The organism is Williamsia sp. MIQD14 (assembly GCF_051025635.1).
Classification (GTDB): domain Bacteria; phylum Actinomycetota; class Actinomycetes; order Mycobacteriales; family Mycobacteriaceae; genus Williamsia_A.
The window spans coordinates 205557-223626 of the sequence record NZ_JBPFDG010000004.1 but is presented as its reverse complement, the minus strand read 5'-3'; the positions used below and the strand labels follow the sequence as shown (position 1 = coordinate 223626).

Here is an 18070-nt window from a genome sequence, read left to right as displayed (position 1 = left end):
CATCGCCAGGGGCGTCACGCCGCGTGCGCCACGACCGTGAAGTTGTCGGCCGAACACTCCTGGGCGGCCATGTCCACGGGCTGTCCGCGTTCGTCGAACACCATCTCGGGCACCAACCCGGCCTCGGTGAGGGTTTCGCGCAGATCGGGCACCGACGTGAAATGCACCACCGGGGCGAAGTCGTGCGCGGCCAGCGGCCCCACCGCCCATCGTCCGTGATCGACGGTGAGCCCGCGGTGGGCACGGAAGTTCCGCACCGAGCGGACACCGCTGCGGGGATCGATCAACCAGCGCAGCCCGCGAACGACCAACGCGCGCATCGACACCGACCGCTGGGTCGGTCGGCGCAGCTGGAACGGCGTCTCGCCGAATGACGGACCGGACTTGTTGAGAGTGGAGAACACGATGACGCCGTCGTGCGCCACGACACGGCGGAACTCACCGAGGACCCGCACCCGGTCCTCATGGGGCAGCGCGTCGATACCGTTGTTGCTGAACAGGATCAGACCATGCCGTCCGGTGTCGACACCGACGAGATCGCGGGCGTCGGCCACCCGACAGTCCAGACCCGGGTGATGGCGATGGAAGGCCGCGACCATTCGCGATGAGTAGTCGATCGCCCGGTAGTCGTCGCTGATCAGGCGTAGCAACGGCGTGGTGCGACCCGCCCCCACGCCGACGTCGAGGACCGCCCGGCCGCGGCATCGCGACGCGACGGCCACCAACGCCTGCTGCTCCCCGGCGTCGAGGAACCGTGTGGCGCCGGCGTTGAGCCGCTCGTAGCCCGCACTGATGCGTTCGTCGTCGAACACGGCGTGATTGTGTCGATACGTGTCCACCCCGGTACCCCACCCCTGCTGCGCGTGCAGCTCGTCGATCTCCCGGCCCACTGTACAAACCCCGACCACGCTCGTGCACCGCCTCGACGACGATCACCAGCAGGTTCACAGGTCGGTCGCAGACGGTGCCTACCATCGACGGCAGTCATGACCGACACACTCTTCGCCGACGTCTCCTACTTCCAGGTGCCCGTCGACGACAGCTACCCGTATCCGATCCTCTCGATCCGGTCGAACGACGGCACCTTCCGCGATCCGAATTTCGCGCAGAACTACGCGTGGGTGCGCCGGTCCCTCGACAGCGGTCGCCTCCGGGTCGGCATCGTCTACTGCTACACGCGTACGAACTGGCTCGAGACCGCGAACACCATGCGGGACATGATCACCGCGTCCGGCGGGCTGCATCCCCGCGTGGTGCTGATGCTCGACGTGGAATCCGGCGGCAACCCGCCCGGCGACGGATCCGACTGGATCAACCGGACCTATTGGAATCTGGTCGAGTTCGCCGGCGGAAACGCCCGCCGCGTCATCGGTTACGCCAACGCCGCCGACTTCTACGGCCTGTGGCGGACACGGCCCCCGGGGCTTCGGGTCATCGGCGCCGGGTACGGCCGCGATCCGCGGCTCCCGGGCCAGATCGCCCACCAGTACACCGACGGCAGCGGCTACGGCGGCGGACTCCCCGAGGGCGCTCCCCCGTTCGGCAACTGCGACATGAACTCCGCCGACGGTCTGTCGGCCGACCAGTTCGCGGCGGCGTGTGGGATCGCGCCGGCAATTGTCAACGAGATCGACGCGGCGGCGCGGGTCGCGGCGAACTGGATCGGACGCCGCATCACCATCGGCGAGAGAACCACCCCTGACGGCCGGGGTCGGTTCGCCGAGTTCGAGCACGCACACATCTACTGGTCCCCGACGATGCCGAGATCGGCCGACGGACGGATCCGGGCCATCCCGATCCCGCACGGCGGGCTGTTCGAGTCGTGGGCCGGCGATTACGACTACGAACGCGGGCCCCTCGGCTATCCCGTGTGGCCGCACCTCGTACTCGCCGGCGGGGGTGTGCAGGCCTTCGCCGGTGGCGTCCTGTTCCGTCGGAACGGGTCACCGCACGGCTACTACGTCCACGGGCTCATCGGCGATCACTATGCGGCGATCGGCTGGCAGGACAGTGGGCTCGGCTACCCGACGTCGAATGAGTACCCGTGGGGCGGCGGCCGCCGCCAGGACTTCGACCACGGGTCGCTGCTGTGGACCGCCGCGACCGGCGTGACGAGTATCGACACCCCGACAACAAGATGACCCCCTCACCCGGATGAGGGTGAGGGGGTCATCTCTGTGTAGCCCCGATGGGATTCGAACCCACGCTACCGCCGTGAGAGGGCGGCGTCCTAGGCCGCTAAACGACGGGGCCAGGATCTTCTTTTGTCGCGCCGACATCTGCCGTTCCCGGCAGCGTCGCCGCTATTTTACCGAAGCGACCGTCGAGAACCAAAATCGATTCTCGCCGAACCGCTCGACGCTGGGGTACCAGGACTCGAACCTAGAATGGCGGTACCAGAAACCGCTGTGTTGCCAATTACACCATACCCCAAGGTAGGGCATCTCGAGACTGCCGCAGAGGCCTGCGGTGGCCGCGAAAAGCGCCGAGAAGGAGGGTATCAAAGGCGGGCACCCGAACCACAAACCGGCTGCTCAGGCGCCCTGACAGTGCGTTTCGCGAGCCGAGCGCAGGCGCGCGAGCGTGCTCGCTCGGCCCAACAACTCGATGGACTCGAACAGCGGCGGGCTGATGTGGGAACCGGAGATCGCGACCCGCACCGGACCGAACGCCTTGCGGGGCTTCAGTTCCAGACCCTCCACCAGTGCCGCCTTCAGGGCCTCCTCTATGGCCGAGGTCGACCATTCCGACACCCCCTCGATGGCGGCGACCGAGGCGTCGAGCACCGGCGCGGCGTCGGGGCCGAGGTTCTTCGCCGCCGAACCCTCGTCGATGGTGAGGTCGGCGTCGGCGGTGTAGAGGAACGACATGAGGGGCCACGCGTCGCCGAGCACCTGGATACGTGTCTGCACCAGTTCGGCGATGACCCCGAACGACGACGTGTCGGCGGTGGCCGCCAGCAACCCGCGGTCGACGAGGTAGCCGAGCAGTCGGGCGGCGAAGTCCTCGGGCGTCAGTCGACGGATGTGCTCGGCGTTGATCGCCTCGGCCTTCTTGAGGTCGAAGCGGGCCGGGTTCGAGTTCACCTGTCGCACATCGAAGGCGGCGATCATCTCGTCGAGGGAGAACAGGTCGTGGTCGTCGGCGATGCCCCAGCCCAGCAGCGCCAGGTAGTTCAGCAACCCCTCGGGGATGAAACCGCGGTCGCGATGGTGGAACAGACTCGACTGCGGGTCGCGCTTGGAGAGCTTCTTGTTGCCGTCGCCCATCACGAACGGCAGGTGCCCGAACTGCGGGACCGCCTGCGCGACGCCGATGCGGATGAGCGCCTCGTACAGCGCGATCTGCCGAGGCGTCGACGACAGCAGGTCCTCGCCGCGCAGGACGTGGGTGATCTTCATCGCGGCGTCGTCGACGGGATTGACCAACGTGTAGAGCGGATCACCCGAGGCGCGGGTGAGCGCGAAGTCCGGCACCGAGCCCGCTCGCGCGGTGATGGTGCCGCGGACGAGATCGTCGAACACGATGTCGTGGTCGGGCATCCGCAGCCGCACCACCGACGGTCGCCCGTCGGCCCGGTAGGCCTCCCGCTGTTCGTCGGTCAGATCGCGATCGACGTTGTCGTACCCGAGTTTCGGGTCGCGACCGGCCGCACGGTGACGCGCCTCGACCTCCTCGGCGGTGGAGAACGCCTCGTACGCCTCACCGGCCTCGAGCAGGCGCGCCACGACATCGCGGTGGAGGTCGGCGCGCAGCGACTGGCGGTACGGCTCGTACGGGCCTCCGACCTCGGGGCCCTCATCCCACTCCAGGCCGAGCCACCGCAGCGCGTCGAGCAGGGCCGCGTACGACTCCTCGGAATCGCGTGCGGCGTCGGTGTCCTCGATACGGAACACGAACGTGCCGTCGGTGTGTCGGGCGTGGGCGTAGTTGAACAGGGCGGTGCGGATCAGTCCGACGTGCGGGGTCCCGGTGGGCGACGGACAGAAGCGGACGCGGACGGCACTCGGAGTCGACATGCTCGCTAGGCTAGCGTCCGCCCCAGGAAGGCGATCAGGAGCCGGTTCACGTCGTCGGGCTGCTCGAGGTATCCGTAGTGCCCGGCCTTGGCCACCTCGTGGTACTCCGCCCCGTCGATCGCCTCGGCGACCTCGCGGGCGAGATGCGGCGGCAGGGTGCGATCGTCGGCGAACCCGATCACCATCACCGGACACCGCACGCCGCGGTAGGCCGCGAGACGATCGGCCTCGCCGTCGTGCAGCTGCAACTGCGCACGGACGCCGGGACTGCGCGCCTGCCCGGAGAACTCGATGATGTCGAGCCAGTCACGGGCCTGCGCGTCGTCGACGAGGGTGTGCGGCGACAGGTTCAGGTGCGCGGTGATCGCGGCGTGGTAGGCGTCGGGCAGCGTGATGTCCCGGTCGATCAACTCGCGCTCACCCGCCGAGATCGCGGTCTGCATCGTCCCGTTGCGGCCGTACGTCGCGATCATGGCCGCACAGCGGACGAGGTCGGGACGCGCGAGGGCGAGTTCCTGCACGATGCGCGCGCCCAGGGAGGTGCCGACGACGGCAACCGGTCCGACACCGAGATACTCGATGAGTGCCGCGGTGTCGGCGACCATGTCGTCGAGAGTGAACCCCTCGGGACACTCACTCGACGGAGCGATCCCACGGTTGTCGAAGGTGACGACCCGATGACCGGCCGCGATCAGTGCGGGCTGCTGATGGGCCTTCCACACACGTCCCGGGCTGCCGGTCCCCATCACCATGACGACCACGGGGCCGGTGCCGGCGTCCTCGTAGGAGATCGAGATGCCGTTCACCCGAGCAGTTCTCGGTGGTGTCGGTGGCATCCTCAGCCCCGATCGGCCACGGGGTTGGTGAGCGTCCCGATCCCCTCGACGGTGACCGAGACCTCCTGGCCCGCGACCATCGGCCCGATGCCCTCCGGGGTGCCGGTGAGGATCACGTCACCCGGCAGCAGGGTCATGATGGCCGAGATCCATTCCACGATCGCGCCGATGTCGTGCACCATCAGGCTCGTTCGGCTGCGCTGCACGACCTCTCCGTCGAGCTCCGTGCGGATCTCGAGGTCGGCGGGATCGAGTTCGGTCTCGATCCAGGGTCCGAGCGGACAGAAGGTGTCGTATCCCTTGCCGCGAGTCCACTGCCCGTCGGCCTGCTGCTGATCTCGTGCGGTGACGTCGTTGGCCACGGTGTAGCCGAGGATGGCGCTCGCGGCGTCGCGTGCCGCCACATCCCGACACGGGCGTCCGATGACGATCGCCAGCTCGCCCTCGTAGTCGACGCGCTGCGAACTCGCCGGACGCGCGATCGCCACCCGCGGACCGATGATGGACGTGTTCGGCTTGATGAAGATCACCGGGTCCTCGGGTGCCGTCCCGCCCATCTCGGCGGCATGCGCGGCGTAGTTCTTGCCGATACAGACCACCTTGCTCGCCAGGATCGGCGCGAGGAGACGCACATCCGACAGCGGCCACGATCGTCCCGTGAAGGTGGGCACACCGAACGGGTGTTCGGCGATCTCCCGGCACCGGGCGTCACCGCCCTCGACGTCACCCTCCACGGAGACGAATGCCACACCATCGGGACTCGCGATTCGACCTAGACGCATGACGCCCAGGCTATCCCACCGCCCACGATCGACGGGCTGTCGGTCGGTTCGACGTGTGTACTAGAATATGGGCATTGTGTCTCACATCATGAGACTCAACGCGATTGTCGCAGCACAGGAGGCCGATGACGATGGACGCCGAACCGTCGACCACCCGCCGGTGGGCCATGCTCGTCGCGTCGATCCTCGGAGCGATGGCCACGACCTGCACGGTCAGCGGCGTCGGCTTCCTCATCCCGGAGCTGCACACCGGCGAGGGGATGTCGATCGCCGCGGCGTCCACGTTGGCCACCGTGCCCACGATCGGACTCATGCTGACCATCATCCCGTGGGGTGCGGCACTCGATCGTTTCGGTGAACGCCAGATCCTGCTGATCTCGTTGGGGCTCACCGTCGTCGCGACCACCGGCGCCGCGGTGTCGTCGGCCACCGATCTCGGTCGCGGGGTGCTGGCCGCGTGGCTCCTGATCGGCGGTATGGCATCCGCCGCGACCAACGGCGCGAGCGGTCGGATCGTCGTCGGCTGGTTCCCCCCGCGCGGTCGGGGTACGGCCATGGGGGTGCGGCAGACCGCCCAACCGCTGGGGATCGGCCTGTGCGCGTTGACCATCCCGGTCCTCTCGGCCGGTCACGGCGTCACCGCCGGCCTGTGGGTCCCGGTGGGCATGTCGGTGGTGGGACTCGTCGCGGTGGCGGCGACGATCGCCGACCCTCCGCGGACGAACACCGCAACCGACGTCGGTGCGGGCGTGAACCCCTATCGCGCATCGTCGTTCCTGCCTCGCGTGCACGCGGTGAGCGTGCTGCTCGTGATCCCGCAGTCGACGCTGTGGACCTTTGTCCCCGCGTGGCTGATCGTGGCGCACCACTGGGCTCCGGGGACCGCAGGCGTGCTGGTGACCGTGAGCCAGGTGCTGGGCGCGGCCGGCCGGATCGCCGCCGGCCGGTGGTCGGACCTCTGGGGGTCCCGGATGAAACCCATCCGGGTCATCGCCCTCGGCGCGGCCACGTCCAGTGCCGTTCTGGCACTGACCGACTGGGTGTCGAGCCCGGTCGCTGCCGTGGTCATGGTCGTGGCGACGGTGATCACCGTCGCCGACAACGGTCTCGCCTTCACCGGCATCGCCGAGTACGCCGGACCGTCGTGGAGCGGTCGGGCCCTGGCGGTGCAGAACACCGGTCAGTTCCTCGCGACGTCGGCCACCACGCCGGTGTTCGGTGCACTCATCGGCGCCGCGGGGTTCCCCCTCGCCTTCGCGGTGATGTCGCTCGCCCCGCTCGTCGCCCTGCCGCTGGTGCCGCGTGATCCCGCACCGCGACCGGAAGAGGCGGACGTCACCGTCGTTTCGCGCTGACCTCACCGGTGCGGGCCGAGATGATGTGCCCACGACCGGATCCGCCGAGCGGTTCGAGCCCGAGGATGCGGCGACGGATCGCCGGCCGGTCGAGATCGTCGATCACCGTGAACCCTGCCGTGCGCAACACCCCGTGGAGCTCGGCCGGCGATACCGGCTCCGACAGCGGCTCACCCACGCGCGCGGTGCGAGCGTGCAGATCCGCCGCAGCGGCCCGCGTCGCGTCGTCGGGATCGGTGAGGGGCGCTCTGTAGTCGAAGACGATCTCGCAGTCGACCATGGTGCCGAAAACGCCGAGCGTCGTCGCGACCGCGGAGGCCGTCAGGTACGGCATCACACCCAGCCACATGACCACGGCGGCGTCGGCGAAGTCGAAGCCCTGCGCGGCCAGCGCCGCGGTCAGATCGTCGCACTCGAAGTCCACGCCGACCGCACGTACCGACGCCGGAATCGCGATCCCGGCCTCTCGCAGTCGTTCGTGCTTCCACTCCCCCGTTGCCGGGTGGTCGACCTCGAACACCGTGATCGCCGGGTCGGGTCTCCGGTAGGCGAACGTGTCGAGTCCGGCGCCCAGGACCACGACCTGTCGGACGCCACGGGTCGTCGCGGCGCACACCCGATCCTCGGCGAATCGATGTCGCGCGGCGATGAACCATCGCAGGCCATGTCGCGACCCACTCCGTGCGGACTGGACGATCCGCGCACGGTCGTCGACACCCAGGATCGGCCACGCGAGGGGGTCGCTGAACACGATGCCGCCGTCGAGATCCTGGTGCACCGCGCGGTGTCGCGCTGCGCCGAAGGCCGTCGCGCTCGGTTGCCCGTCCAGCATCGCGTGCCCCGGCGCCTGGAGATGTCGAGAGTGCTTGCGCTAGAGGCGGGCACGGATGCGGGCAGCGGTTTCCGACGTCGACGACACGGTGTCCCCGCGCGAGGCGAGGTCCGCGGCGACGGCCTGCTCGACGCGGTCGGCGGCCGCGGTGTCACCGAGGTGACGCAGGAGCAACGCGACCGAGAGGATCGCCGCCGTGGGATCGGCCTTGCCCTGCCCGGCGATGTCGGGTGCGCTGCCGTGTACCGGCTCGAACATCGACGGGTTGGTGCGGGTGGCGTCGATGTTGCCCGACGCCGCGAGCCCGATACCACCGCTGACTGCGGCGGCGATGTCGGTGATGATATCGCCGAAGAGGTTGTCGGTGACGATCACGTCGAAGCGCGCCGGGTTGGTGACCATGTAGATCGTCGCGGCGTCGACGTGACAGTAATCCGTTGTCACATCCGGGTATTCGGTCCCGACCTCGTCGACCGTGCGCTGCCACATCGATCCGGCGAACGACAGCACGTTGGTCTTGTGCACCAGTGTCAGACGGCTCCGACGCGTGCGTGCCAGCTCGAACGCGTGGCGCACCACCCGTTCGATACCGAAGCGGGTGTTCACGCTGACCTCGGTGGCCACCTCGTGCGGCGTGCCGACGCGGATGGCGCCGCCGTTGCCGGTGTACGGCCCCTCGGTGCCCTCGCGCACCACCACGAAGTCGATGTCGGGATCGCCCGCGAGCGGGGAGGTGACACCGTCGTAGCGGTGACTCGGACGGAGGTTCACGTGGTGATCGAGCGCGAAACGCATCGTCAGCAACAGACCCCGCTCGAGGATGCCCGGCGGCACCGACGGATCGCCGATGGCGCCCAACAGGATCGCGTCGTGGGCACGGATGGACGCGAGATCGGCGTCGGTGAGCAGCTCGCCGGTGCGGTGATAGCGGCGGGCACCCAGGTCGTACTCGGTCGTGGACACCCCGTCGACGACGGCGTCGAGGACGGTCAACGCCTCGCCGACGACCTCCGGGCCGATCCCGTCGCCGGCGATGACGGCGAGCTTCACGACAGGTCCACCTGCTCGATGAGCGTCGCCGACACCGATTCCCCGATGGCGGTGACGACGTCAGACGGGATCTCGTTGTCGACGCGGAGCATGACCGTCGCACCCTTGCCGTCGGCGTCCTGCGACAGCCCGGCGGCGGCGATGTCGATGCCGGCGTTGCCCAGCAGCGTGCCGATCTTGCCCAGTGAGCCGGGCTGATCGCCGTAGCTGACGACCAGGTTGCGCCCTTCGGCGCGCAGATCGAAGTTGCGGCCGTTGATGTTCACGATCTTCTCGACCTCGCTGGGCCCGCTGAGGGTGCCGGCGACGTTGACCATGGACCCGTCGCCGAACACGGCCTTGAGGTCGACGAGACTGCGATGGTTGGGGCTCTCGGTCGCGGTGGTGACCTCGCTCGTCACGCCACGGTCGGCGGCCACGCCGGGGGCGTTGACGAAGGTGATCGGATCCTCCAGCACCGCCGAGAACAGTCCGCGCAGCGCCGACAGGCCGAGGATGTCGACCGAGCTGGCGGCGAGCTCGCCCCGCACGTCGACGGTGATGGCCGTGGGCACCTGACCCGAGATGGCGCCGACGAGCACGCCGAGTTTGCGGGACAGCTCCAGCCACGGGGCGACGACCTCGTCGACGGCACCGCCGGTGATGTTCACCGCGTCCGGGACGAAGTGGCCGGCGAGCGCCAGACGCACACTCTTGGCGACGTCGGTGCCGGCACGGTCCTGGGCCTCGGAGGTGGAGGCACCGAGGTGCGGGGTGACGACGACCTCGGGCAGCTCGAACAGCGGGCTGTCGGTGCACGGCTCGGTGGCGAACACGTCGAGTCCGGCGCCACGGACGTGGCCGGATCTGATGGCCTCGGCGAGCGCGGCCTCGTCGATGAGGCCGCCGCGGGCGGCGTTGACGACGATGACACCCGGCTTGGTGCGGGCGAGTTCGGCGGTGCCGATCATGCCCAGCGTCTCGGGCGTCTTGGGCAGGTGGACGGTGAACAGGTCGGCTCGGGAGAGCAGTTCGTCCAACGACACCAATTCGATACCCAATTGTGCTGCGCGCGCGGGGGACACGTAGGGGTCGTAGGCGATGATCTCGGTCTCGAATGCCGCGAGTCGGGCGGCGACGAGCTGTCCGATGCGGCCGAGTCCGACCACGCCGATGGTCTTGCCGAAGATCTCGACGCCGTTGAAGCTCGACCGCTTCCACTCGTGGTTGCGCAGTGTCGCGTCGGCCGCGGGGATCTGGCGGGCGACGGCGAACATGAGGCTGATCGCGTGCTCGGCGGCGGTGTGGATGTTCGAGGTGGGCGCATTGACCACCATCACCCCGCGCTCCGTTGCCGCAGGTACATCGACGTTGTCGAGGCCGACACCGGCTCGGGCGATGATCTTGACCTTGGGGGCGGCGGCGAGCACCTCGGCGTCGATGGTGGTGGCCGAGCGCACCAGGATGGCGTCGGCGTCGGTCACCGCCTCGAGCAGCTTCGGACGGTCCGGGCCGTCGACCCACCGCACCTCCACGTCATCCCCGAGTGCCTCGACGGTGGACGGTGCGAGCTTGTCGGCGATCACGACGATCGGACGACCGGTTGTACTCACGCGAGATATCTCCTGTGTGGTCGGGAACGACTTCAGCGCTCAGCTTAGAGGGCTGTGCAACCGGCAATTCACCCCGTCCACGCCCTGTACAGGTGTCACGGAGTGGCGGTGTGACAGGCGTTACGGATACATTGCGCTTGGCTCGGGATTACTCGAGTGCATCGGTGGGGTCGGGTCGGCGACGGCCACGGATCGGCGTCGGTCTCGCGGACCGGGCGAACTGAGGAACTGGAGTACCAATGGTGAAGAAACTGGCGGCCCTGCTGGCGGTCGCGGCAGCAGCGACGATGTTGATGGTCGCCGGTGCCGGCACCGCCTCGGCCAAGCCCGACATCTTCCTCGGCGGCGGCTCGGGCATCGTCATCCTCAAGGGCGGCAACGACGGCGCCGCCTGCACGCTGACCACCATCGGACGCGACTCCGCCGGACGCCTCGTCGGTCTCACCGCGGGTCACTGCGGCACCGTCGGACAGCCCGTCTACTCCGAGGCCTTCCCCAACCGCGGGCAGGCCGGCCGGATCATCGTCTCGAACAACCCGCTCGACTTCGACGTCATCCAATTCGACGCCAACCGCGTCGTGCCGCTGCGCTCGGTCGGCGGGGTCACCATCCGGTCGATCTCGACCGCGGCCCCCCAGTTCCCGTCGGTGCTGTGCAAGACCGGTCGCACCACCGGCCGCACCTGCGGCGTGACGTTCTTCTCGGACAACTCGTCGCACTTCAGCGCGGTGTGTGTCGCCGAGGGCGACTCGGGCAGCCCCGTCGTCGTCGGTGACCGCCTCATCGGCATGGTCAACGCCTACTACTTCACCGCCTGCATCGGACCCGAGACCGGCTCCAACATCGGCCCCATCCTCAACGCCATGGCGCGGTCGGGTGTGAACAACTACCGCCCGATCTGATCCACACTCCTCGAGGGCCCCACCGGTGGTCCGGTGGGGCCCTCGTCGTCTCGCCTGCGATCTGGTGACCTCGCCACCGCAGGTCGGTCTCGCCGCCAGAACTCTCCTGGGCGGCCCCGGCACCGGGTGGCGAACCGACGAAACCCCAGACCCCACCGAGCGCTTCGCACGCCCGAAGTCTGTTCGCATGCCACCGACAGCATGCGAACAGCACGAGAACCCGCGAACGGTGGCCCGGCACGCGAATGCACCCGGAGACCCGACTCCCCGGCCGTCACTGGAGGCGCAGAAGCCGGCCAGAGCACATCGCGAGGTGACTACGCGAACGTCGGCCCACTCGGCGGTACTTCTCGGCCCACTCGGCAGCGAGTTCGGCCCACTCGACGAACGTGGATCCGGACACACGAAAACCCCCACTCCCGTTCGGGTGTGGGGGCCTTCGTCGTGGGGCGGGTGGGTCAGGCGGTCTCGGTGATGGGCCGGTCGACCCAGCTCATCAGGTCGCGCAGCTTCTTGCCGGTGACCTCGATGGGGTGCTCGGCGTTGCGCTGACGCAGGTTCTCGAGCTCGGAGTTGCCGTTCTCGACGTTCGCGACGAGGCGCTTGACGAAGGTGCCGTCCTGGATGTCCTTGAGGATGCCACGCATACGGTCCTTGGTGCCGTCGTCGATGACGCGCGGGCCCGACAGGTATCCACCGAACTCCGCGGTGTCCGACACCGAGTAGTTCATGCGGGCGATGCCGCCCTCGTACATGAGGTCGACGATGAGCTTCAGCTCGTGGAGCACCTCGAAGTACGCCATCTCGGGGGCGTACCCGGCCTCGACCATGACCTCGAAGCCGGTCTTGACGAGCTCCTCGGTGCCGCCGCAGAGCACGGCCTGCTCACCGAAGAGATCGGTCTCGGTCTCCTCCTTGAAGGTGGTCTTGATGACGCCGGCGCGCGCGCCACCGATGGCCGCGGCGTAGCTCAGCGCCAGGGCCTCACCCTCGCCCTTGGGGTCCTGGTCGACCGCGATGAGACAGGGCACGCCCTTGCCGTCGACGAACTGACGACGCACGAGGTGGCCGGGACCCTTGGGGGCCACCATCGCCACCGTGATCGAGGCGTCGGGCTCGATCAGGTCGAAGTGGATGTTGAGACCGTGACCGAAGAACAGCGCGTCGCCGTCGGACAGGTTCGGCGCGATGTCGTCGGTGAAGATCTTCGCCTGCGAGGTGTCGGGCGCCAGCAGCATGATGACGTCGGCCCACTTGGCCGCCTCGGCCGCGGTCATCACCTTGAGACCCTGCTCGGAGGCCTTGTCGCGGGACTTGCTGTCCTCGCGGAGACCGATCGCTACGTCGACGCCCGAGTCACGCAGGCTCAGCGAGTGCGCGTGTCCCTGGCTGCCGTATCCGATCACCGCGACCTTGCGGCCCTGGATGATCGACAGGTCGGCGTCACTGTCGTAGAACATCTCGACTGCCACTGAAAACTTCCCTTCGGTTTCGATCGGCATCGCCTACCGATGCTCGTTCGGTTGTGCCGTGCGGTGTCACCGCACGGTCGAGACTCAGCGCGTGGCCGAGATGCTCTTGGGTCCTCGGCCGAGCGCGACCGCGCCCGACTGTGCGATCTCGCGGATACCGTACGGGTCGAGCATCCGCAGCAGCGCCTCGAGCTTGTCCGACGTGCCGGTGGCCTCGATGGTCACCGATTCGGTCGACACGTCGATCACCTTGGCGCGGAACAGGTCCACGACACCGATCACGTCGGCGCGACTCGACGAATCGGCACGCACCTTGATCATCATCAGCTCACGCGACACCGACGTGTCGGGATCCTGCTCGACGATCTTGATGACGTTGATGAGCTTGTTGAGCTGCTTGGTCACCTGCTCGAGCGGGAAGTCCTCGACCGAGACCAGGATGGTCATCCGCGATATCCCCTTGAGCTCGGTCGGTCCGACCGCGAGCGACTCGATGTTGAACCCGCGGCGCGAGAACAGCGACGAGACGCGCGCGAGGACACCGGGACGGTCCTCGACGAGCACGCTCAGTGTGTGGGTGGTCCTCACAGCTCTCCTCCGGACGTCGTGCGGGCTCCCCCGGTGGTCGGGGTGGCCGGGTCGGCGACGGCATTGACGTCGATCGACTCCGCGGCGGACTCGTCGTCGTCGAACAGCGGACGAATCCCCTTGGCCGCCATGATCTCGTCGTTGCCGGTGCCCGCGGCGACCATCGGCCACACCTGGGCGTCGGCGCCGACGATGAAGTCGATGACCACCGGACGGTCGTTGATGGCCCGCGCCTGGGCGATGATGTCGTCGACGTCGGCCTCGTTCTCACACCGGAATGCCGCGCAGCCCAACGCCTCCGCCAACTTGACGAAGTCGGGGATGCGACGCGAATGGGTGGCGAGATCGGTGCTCGAGTAGCGCTGGTCGTAGAACAGCGTCTGCCACTGACGGACCATGCCGAGGTTGCCGTTGTTGATCAGCGCGACCTTGATCGGGATGCCCTCGATCGCGCAGGTCGCCAACTCCTGGTTGGTCATCTGGAAACAGCCGTCCCCGTCGACCGCCCACACCTCTTTCTCCGGTGCGGCCATCTTGGCGCCCATGGCGGCGGGCACCGCGTAGCCCATGGTGCCCAGGCCCCCGGAGTTGAGCCACGTGCGCGGCTTCTCGTAGGAGATGAACTGCGCGGCCCACATCTGGTGCTGGCCGACACCGGCGCAGTAGACGGCGTCGGGTCCGGCGGCCTTGCCGACCGAGGAGATGACGAACTCCGGCGACATCGATCCGTCCGCGGGGCGGTCATAGCTCAGCGGATAGGTCCGGCGGATGCCGTCGAGGTAGCTCCACCACTCGGTGAGGTCGGCGGCACCGTTGCTGGTGGCCTGCTCGTCGCGGATCGCTTCGATCAGTTCGCTGATGACCGCACGGCAGTCACCCACGATCGGCACATCGGCGAACCGGTTCTTGCCGATCTCCGCGGGATCGATGTCGGCGTGGATGACCTTCGCGTCGGGCGCGAACGAGTCGAGCTGACCCGTCACGCGGTCGTCGAACCGCGCACCGAGGGTGATCAGCAGGTCGCTGCGCTGCAGGCCGGCGACCGCGGCGACGGTGCCGTGCATGCCGGGCATGCCCAGGTGCAGGTTGTGGCTGTCGGGGAACGCGCCGCGCGCCATGAGCGTGGTGACGACCGGGATGCCGGTCATCTCCGCCAGCGTCAGCAGCTCCTCGGACGCGTCGGCCTTGATGACGCCGCCGCCGACATAGAGGACCGGGTGCTTGGCCGCCGCGATCATGCGGGCGGCCTCGCGGACCTGCTTGCCGTGCGGCTTGGTGACCGGCCGGTATCCGGGCAGGTCGATCTGCGGCGGCCACGAGAAGGTGGTCTGCGCCTGTAGGACGTCCTTCGGGATGTCGACGAGGACCGCGCCCGGACGACCGCTCTCGGCGAGATAGAAGGCCTCGGCCATCGTCTTGGCGATGTCGGCGCCGGAGGTGACGAGGAAGTTGTGCTTGGTCACCGGCATGGTGATGCCGGTGATGTCGGCCTCCTGGAACGCGTCGGTCCCGATCAGCGACCGGCCCACCTGACCGGTGATCGCGACGACGGGGACCGAGTCCATCTGGGCGTCGGCGAGCGGCGTGATGAGGTTGGTCGCGCCGGGACCCGACGTCGCGATGCAGACGCCCGCACGGCCGGTGACCTGGGCGTACCCGGTCGCGGCGTGGCCGGCGCCCTGCTCGTGGCGAACGAGGACGTGACGGACCTTCTCGGAGTCGAGCAGCGGGTCGTAGACGGGGAGGACAGCGCCACCGGGCAGGCCGAACACCACGTCGACGCCGAGTTCCTCGAGGGAACGCACCACGGCCTTGGCGCCGCTGACACGTTCGGGTGCGACGGTCGCGGCACCGACGGTGCGGGGCCGGGCCGACAAGGGGGTGGGAGCCACGCGAGTCCCGGGCGAAGCGTCCCCGGAGGAGGAGACGCCGTCCTGGGAACGTGCTGCTGGTGCGCTCACTGCACTTTCCTCTGCTTGGTCGAGATGGAGTCGGACAACAAAAAACCCCCGACAGCTCTGTAGCTGGTCGAGGGTGGCGCGTCGATGCTTGGTTCGAGGTCTCGGGAGATCCCGGTCAGGCGTTGACGCGCCGGCCGAGTACGAGAATGTCGTTGTGCATCACGCCTGCAAAGGTAGGTCGCGACCTGCGCGGCAGTCAACTTGCCCCCGAGCCGGTCCCAGATAATGGGATCGACATGTGCGGATGCCACAATGACGTGGTGCCCGAGAACGACCGGCCCGACCAGGGCGAGAGCGAGACCGTCACCGACGAGCCGGTGACCGTCGCCGACGACGCCACCCCCAGCCGTCCCGGCGAGCGGGCCACCGTGGCGCTGCCGATGCAGTTCCGCATCGCACCGATGGCCTACTTCGCACCCATGATGATGCTGATCAGCGCGGTCGTTCTCGCCGGCACCTCTCTGGTCTACCTGGGGTGGACGCTCGTGATCCCCGTCCTGGTCGCGGTGTGGATGTTCCGCCTGCGCACCGTGGTCACCGAGAACGGATTGCGTGCCGTCGGAGCCGTACGCACACGCGAGATCTCGTGGGACGAGCTCGAGGGCCTCTCGTTCCCCCGCTGGGGATCAGTCCGTGCCGTACTGACCGACTCGACGCGAATGCGCCTGCCCGCGATCTCGTTCCGTGATCTGCCGCGTCTGTCGGCGGCCAGCTCGGGCCGGATCCCGGACCCGTACGCAGCACGCGACGGCGCGTAGGCTGGCCGGCGCGCAGGGCTCGACCGCCCGCGTGTGTCTGCTCGCCCACGATCGAACCGAGGTCCCACCATGCCGCCGTTGAGATCACGCACCACCACTCACGGACGCAACGCCTCCGGCGCACGCTCCCTGTGGCGCGCGACCGGGATGACCGACGACGACTTCGGGAAACCGATCATCGCGATCGCCAACTCCTACACCCAGTTCGTGCCCGGACACGTGCATCTCAAGGACGTCGGGGAGATCGTGGCCGACGCGGTGCGCGCCGCGGGCGGTGTGCCCCGGGAGTTCCACACCATCGCCGTCGACGACGGCATCGCGATGGGTCACGACGGGATGCTGTACTCGCTGCCCAGCCGCGAGATCATCTCCGACTCCGTCGAATACATGGTGAACGCGCACACCGCCGACGCTCTGGTCTGTATCTCCAACTGCGACAAGATCACCCCCGGCATGCTCAATGCCGCCATGCGCCTGAACGTTCCGACGGTGTTCGTCTCCGGCGGGCCGATGGAGGCAGGCAAGGCGGTGTCGGTGGGTGGCGTGGTGCACCCCTCGTCGGACCTGATCACCTCGATCTCCGCCTCCGCCAACGACGCCGTCGACGACGAGGCGCTCAAGGCGGTCGAAGAGGCCGCGTGCCCCACATGCGGTTCGTGTTCGGGCATGTTCACCGCCAACTCGATGAACTGCCTGACCGAGGCGCTCGGTCTCGCACTGCCGGGGAACGGTTCCACGCTGGCCACGCACGAGGCACGCCGCGCGCTGTTCAGTCGTGCGGGCACCGTCATCGTCGAGGCCGCGACGAAGTTCTACCGCGACGAGGATTCCTCGGTGCTCCCCCGCAGCATCGCCACCACGGCGGCGTTCGGCAACGCCATGGCGCTCGACGTCGCCATGGGTGGGTCGACCAACACCGTCCTGCACATCCTCGCCGCGGCGCAGGAAGGTGAGGTCGCCGACTTCGACCTCGACGTCATCGACCGGATCAGCCGTAAGGTGGCGTTCCTGTCCAAGGTCGCGCCGAACTCGGACTACCACATGGAAGACGTCCACCGGGCCGGCGGAATCCCCGCCATCCTCGGCGAACTGCGTCGCGCCGGTCTGCTCGACGACACCACCACCACGGTGCATTCGCCGACGATGGCGTCGTTCCTCGACGACTGGGACATCCGCGGGGGCACCGCCACCGACGAGGCGTTCGAGCTGTTCCACGCCGCGCCCGGCGGCGTCCGCACCACCACACCGTTCTCCACGTCGAACCGGTGGAGCACGCTCGACACCGACGCCGCGGAGGGATGCATCCGCGACCTCGAACACGCGTACACCGCCGAGGGCGGATTGTGCGTCCTCAAGGGCAACGTCGCCGTCGACGGCGCGGTCCTGAAGACCGCGGGTATCGACGAGGAGCTCTGGCATTTCGAGGGCCCGGCGCGGGTGGTCGAGAGCCAGGACGAGGCCGTCCAGGTCATCCTGAGCAAGACCATCCAGGCCGGCGAGGTCCTCGTGGTGCGCTACGAGGGGCCCGCGGGCGGACCGGGGATGCAGGAGATGCTGCATCCCACCGCGTTCATGAAGGGCACCGGAATGGGGCGCAAGTGCGCTCTGGTCACCGACGGACGGTTCTCGGGCGGTTCCTCGGGACTCTCGGTCGGGCACGTCTCCCCCGAGGCCGCGGCCGGAGGGGTGATCGGTCTGATCGAGGACGGCGACCCCATCCTCATCGACGTGCGGACCCGGGCACTGGAGGTGCTGGTCGACGACGAGGTCCTCGCCGAACGTCGCGCGAAGATGGAGGCATCGGAGCGTCCGTGGCAGCCCAGGGCCGACCGCGAGCGCAAGGTCACGACCGCGCTGCGCGCCTATGCCGCCATGGCGACCTCGGCCGACAAAGGCGCTGTGCGACAGGTCCCCTGAGCGTCC

The 18070-nt window shown here is 68.5% G+C and carries 15 protein-coding genes and 2 tRNA genes; 5 read left to right on the top strand and 12 right to left on the bottom strand.

Features of this window, described 5'->3' with window-relative positions:
- Nucleotides 1-14: 14 nt before the first annotated feature.
- A complete protein-coding gene (locus ACQ7HM_RS15660) occupies nt 15-890 on the bottom strand; it encodes a class I SAM-dependent methyltransferase (RefSeq protein ID WP_434217170.1) in 876 nt (291 codons plus the stop codon).
- Between the two features lie 96 nt (nt 891-986).
- Between ACQ7HM_RS15660 and ACQ7HM_RS15655 the strand changes: the two genes are divergently transcribed.
- Nucleotides 987-2141, top strand: a complete 1155-nt coding sequence (locus tag ACQ7HM_RS15655) for a hypothetical protein (RefSeq protein ID WP_434217169.1) — start codon at nt 987-989, stop codon at nt 2139-2141.
- 39 nt (nt 2142-2180) lie between these two features.
- Here ACQ7HM_RS15655 and ACQ7HM_RS15650 read toward each other — a convergent pair.
- The 5 genes from ACQ7HM_RS15650 to ACQ7HM_RS15630 all read right to left on the bottom strand — a co-directional run bounded on the left by ACQ7HM_RS15650 (nt 2181) and on the right by ACQ7HM_RS15630 (nt 5637).
- Nucleotides 2181-2253: transfer RNA gene (locus ACQ7HM_RS15650), tRNA-Glu, on the bottom strand.
- Between the two features lie 108 nt (nt 2254-2361).
- A tRNA-Gln gene (locus ACQ7HM_RS15645) sits at nt 2362-2433 on the bottom strand.
- A gap of 101 nt (nt 2434-2534) precedes the next feature.
- Complete coding sequence (gene gltX, locus ACQ7HM_RS15640) at nt 2535-4019, bottom strand: glutamate--tRNA ligase (RefSeq protein WP_434217168.1); 1485 nt, start codon at nt 4017-4019, stop codon at nt 2535-2537.
- Between the two features lie 5 nt (nt 4020-4024).
- Nucleotides 4025-4855 (bottom strand): alpha/beta fold hydrolase, encoded by an 831-nt coding sequence (locus ACQ7HM_RS15635; protein WP_434217167.1) that lies wholly within the window; start codon nt 4853-4855, stop codon nt 4025-4027.
- 2 nt (nt 4856-4857) lie between these two features.
- Complete coding sequence (locus ACQ7HM_RS15630; protein WP_434217166.1) at nt 4858-5637, bottom strand: fumarylacetoacetate hydrolase family protein; 780 nt, start codon at nt 5635-5637, stop codon at nt 4858-4860.
- Between the two features lie 125 nt (nt 5638-5762).
- Between ACQ7HM_RS15630 and ACQ7HM_RS15625 the strand changes: the two genes are divergently transcribed.
- Nucleotides 5763-6992, top strand: coding sequence for an MFS transporter (locus ACQ7HM_RS15625; protein WP_434217165.1), 1230 nt, complete (start codon nt 5763-5765; stop codon nt 6990-6992).
- Here the strand turns inward: ACQ7HM_RS15625 and ACQ7HM_RS15620 are convergent.
- The 3 genes from ACQ7HM_RS15620 to serA are packed head-to-tail and all read right to left on the bottom strand — an operon-like array spanning nt 6973 to nt 10466.
- Complete coding sequence (locus ACQ7HM_RS15620) at nt 6973-7824, bottom strand: class I SAM-dependent methyltransferase (protein WP_434217164.1); 852 nt, start codon at nt 7822-7824, stop codon at nt 6973-6975. The two genes, ACQ7HM_RS15625 and ACQ7HM_RS15620, sit on opposite strands and share 20 nt — an antisense overlap.
- Nucleotides 7825-7863: 39 nt before the next feature.
- Nucleotides 7864-8874: a 3-isopropylmalate dehydrogenase gene (locus ACQ7HM_RS15615; RefSeq protein WP_434217163.1), complete on the bottom strand. Its 1011-nt coding sequence runs from the start codon at nt 8872-8874 to the stop codon at nt 7864-7866.
- Nucleotides 8871-10466 (bottom strand): phosphoglycerate dehydrogenase, encoded by a 1596-nt coding sequence (gene serA, locus ACQ7HM_RS15610; protein ID WP_434217162.1) that lies wholly within the window; start codon nt 10464-10466, stop codon nt 8871-8873. Before serA ends, ACQ7HM_RS15615 begins: the two co-directional genes overlap by 4 nt.
- 239 nt (nt 10467-10705) lie before the next feature.
- On the opposite strand from serA, the gene ACQ7HM_RS15605 reads away from it, so the two are divergent.
- Nucleotides 10706-11368 (top strand): serine protease, encoded by a 663-nt coding sequence (locus ACQ7HM_RS15605; protein ID WP_434217161.1) that lies wholly within the window; start codon nt 10706-10708, stop codon nt 11366-11368.
- A 458-nt stretch (nt 11369-11826) separates the two neighbouring features.
- Here ACQ7HM_RS15605 and ilvC read toward each other — a convergent pair whose 3' ends face one another.
- The 3 genes from ilvC to ACQ7HM_RS15590 all read right to left on the bottom strand — a co-directional run bounded on the left by ilvC (nt 11827) and on the right by ACQ7HM_RS15590 (nt 15320).
- On the bottom strand, nt 11827-12828 hold the full coding sequence (gene ilvC / locus ACQ7HM_RS15600; protein WP_434217488.1) for a ketol-acid reductoisomerase: 1002 nt from the start codon (nt 12826-12828) through the stop codon (nt 11827-11829).
- Between the two features lie 96 nt (nt 12829-12924).
- Nucleotides 12925-13428, bottom strand: coding sequence for an acetolactate synthase small subunit (gene ilvN / locus ACQ7HM_RS15595; protein ID WP_045823234.1), 504 nt, complete (start codon nt 13426-13428; stop codon nt 12925-12927).
- A complete protein-coding gene (locus ACQ7HM_RS15590) occupies nt 13425-15320 on the bottom strand; it encodes an acetolactate synthase large subunit (RefSeq protein ID WP_434217160.1) in 1896 nt (631 codons plus the stop codon). Before ACQ7HM_RS15590 ends, ilvN begins: the two co-directional genes overlap by 4 nt.
- 329 nt (nt 15321-15649) lie before the next feature.
- Between ACQ7HM_RS15590 and ACQ7HM_RS15585 the strand changes: the two genes are divergently transcribed.
- Entirely contained in the window at nt 15650-16147 is a 498-nt protein-coding gene (locus tag ACQ7HM_RS15585; RefSeq protein WP_434217159.1) for a PH domain-containing protein, read from the top strand.
- A gap of 69 nt (nt 16148-16216) precedes the next feature.
- Entirely contained in the window at nt 16217-18064 is a 1848-nt protein-coding gene (ilvD, locus tag ACQ7HM_RS15580; protein WP_434217158.1) for a dihydroxy-acid dehydratase, read from the top strand.
- Nucleotides 18065-18070: the final 6 nt, after the last annotated feature.

Bases quoted from the DNA above. Each gene is read 5' to 3' on its own strand.
- ACQ7HM_RS15625 (WP_434217165.1), top strand. From the start codon at position 5,763: ATGACGATGGACGCCGAACCGTCGACCACCCGCCGGTGGGCCATGCTC.
- ilvC (WP_434217488.1), bottom strand. From the start codon at position 12,828: ATGTTCTACGACAGTGACGCCGACCTGTCGATCATCCAGGGCCGCAAG.
- gltX (WP_434217168.1), bottom strand. From the start codon at position 4,019: ATGTCGACTCCGAGTGCCGTCCGCGTCCGCTTCTGTCCGTCGCCCACC.
- ACQ7HM_RS15630 (WP_434217166.1), bottom strand. From the start codon at position 5,637: ATGCGTCTAGGTCGAATCGCGAGTCCCGATGGTGTGGCATTCGTCTCC.
- ACQ7HM_RS15620 (WP_434217164.1), bottom strand. From the start codon at position 7,824: ATGCTGGACGGGCAACCGAGCGCGACGGCCTTCGGCGCAGCGCGACAC.
- ACQ7HM_RS15655 (WP_434217169.1), top strand. From the start codon at position 987: ATGACCGACACACTCTTCGCCGACGTCTCCTACTTCCAGGTGCCCGTC.
- ilvD (WP_434217158.1), top strand. From the start codon at position 16,217: ATGCCGCCGTTGAGATCACGCACCACCACTCACGGACGCAACGCCTCC.
- ACQ7HM_RS15605 (WP_434217161.1), top strand. From the start codon at position 10,706: ATGGTGAAGAAACTGGCGGCCCTGCTGGCGGTCGCGGCAGCAGCGACG.
- ACQ7HM_RS15635 (WP_434217167.1), bottom strand. From the start codon at position 4,855: ATGCCACCGACACCACCGAGAACTGCTCGGGTGAACGGCATCTCGATC.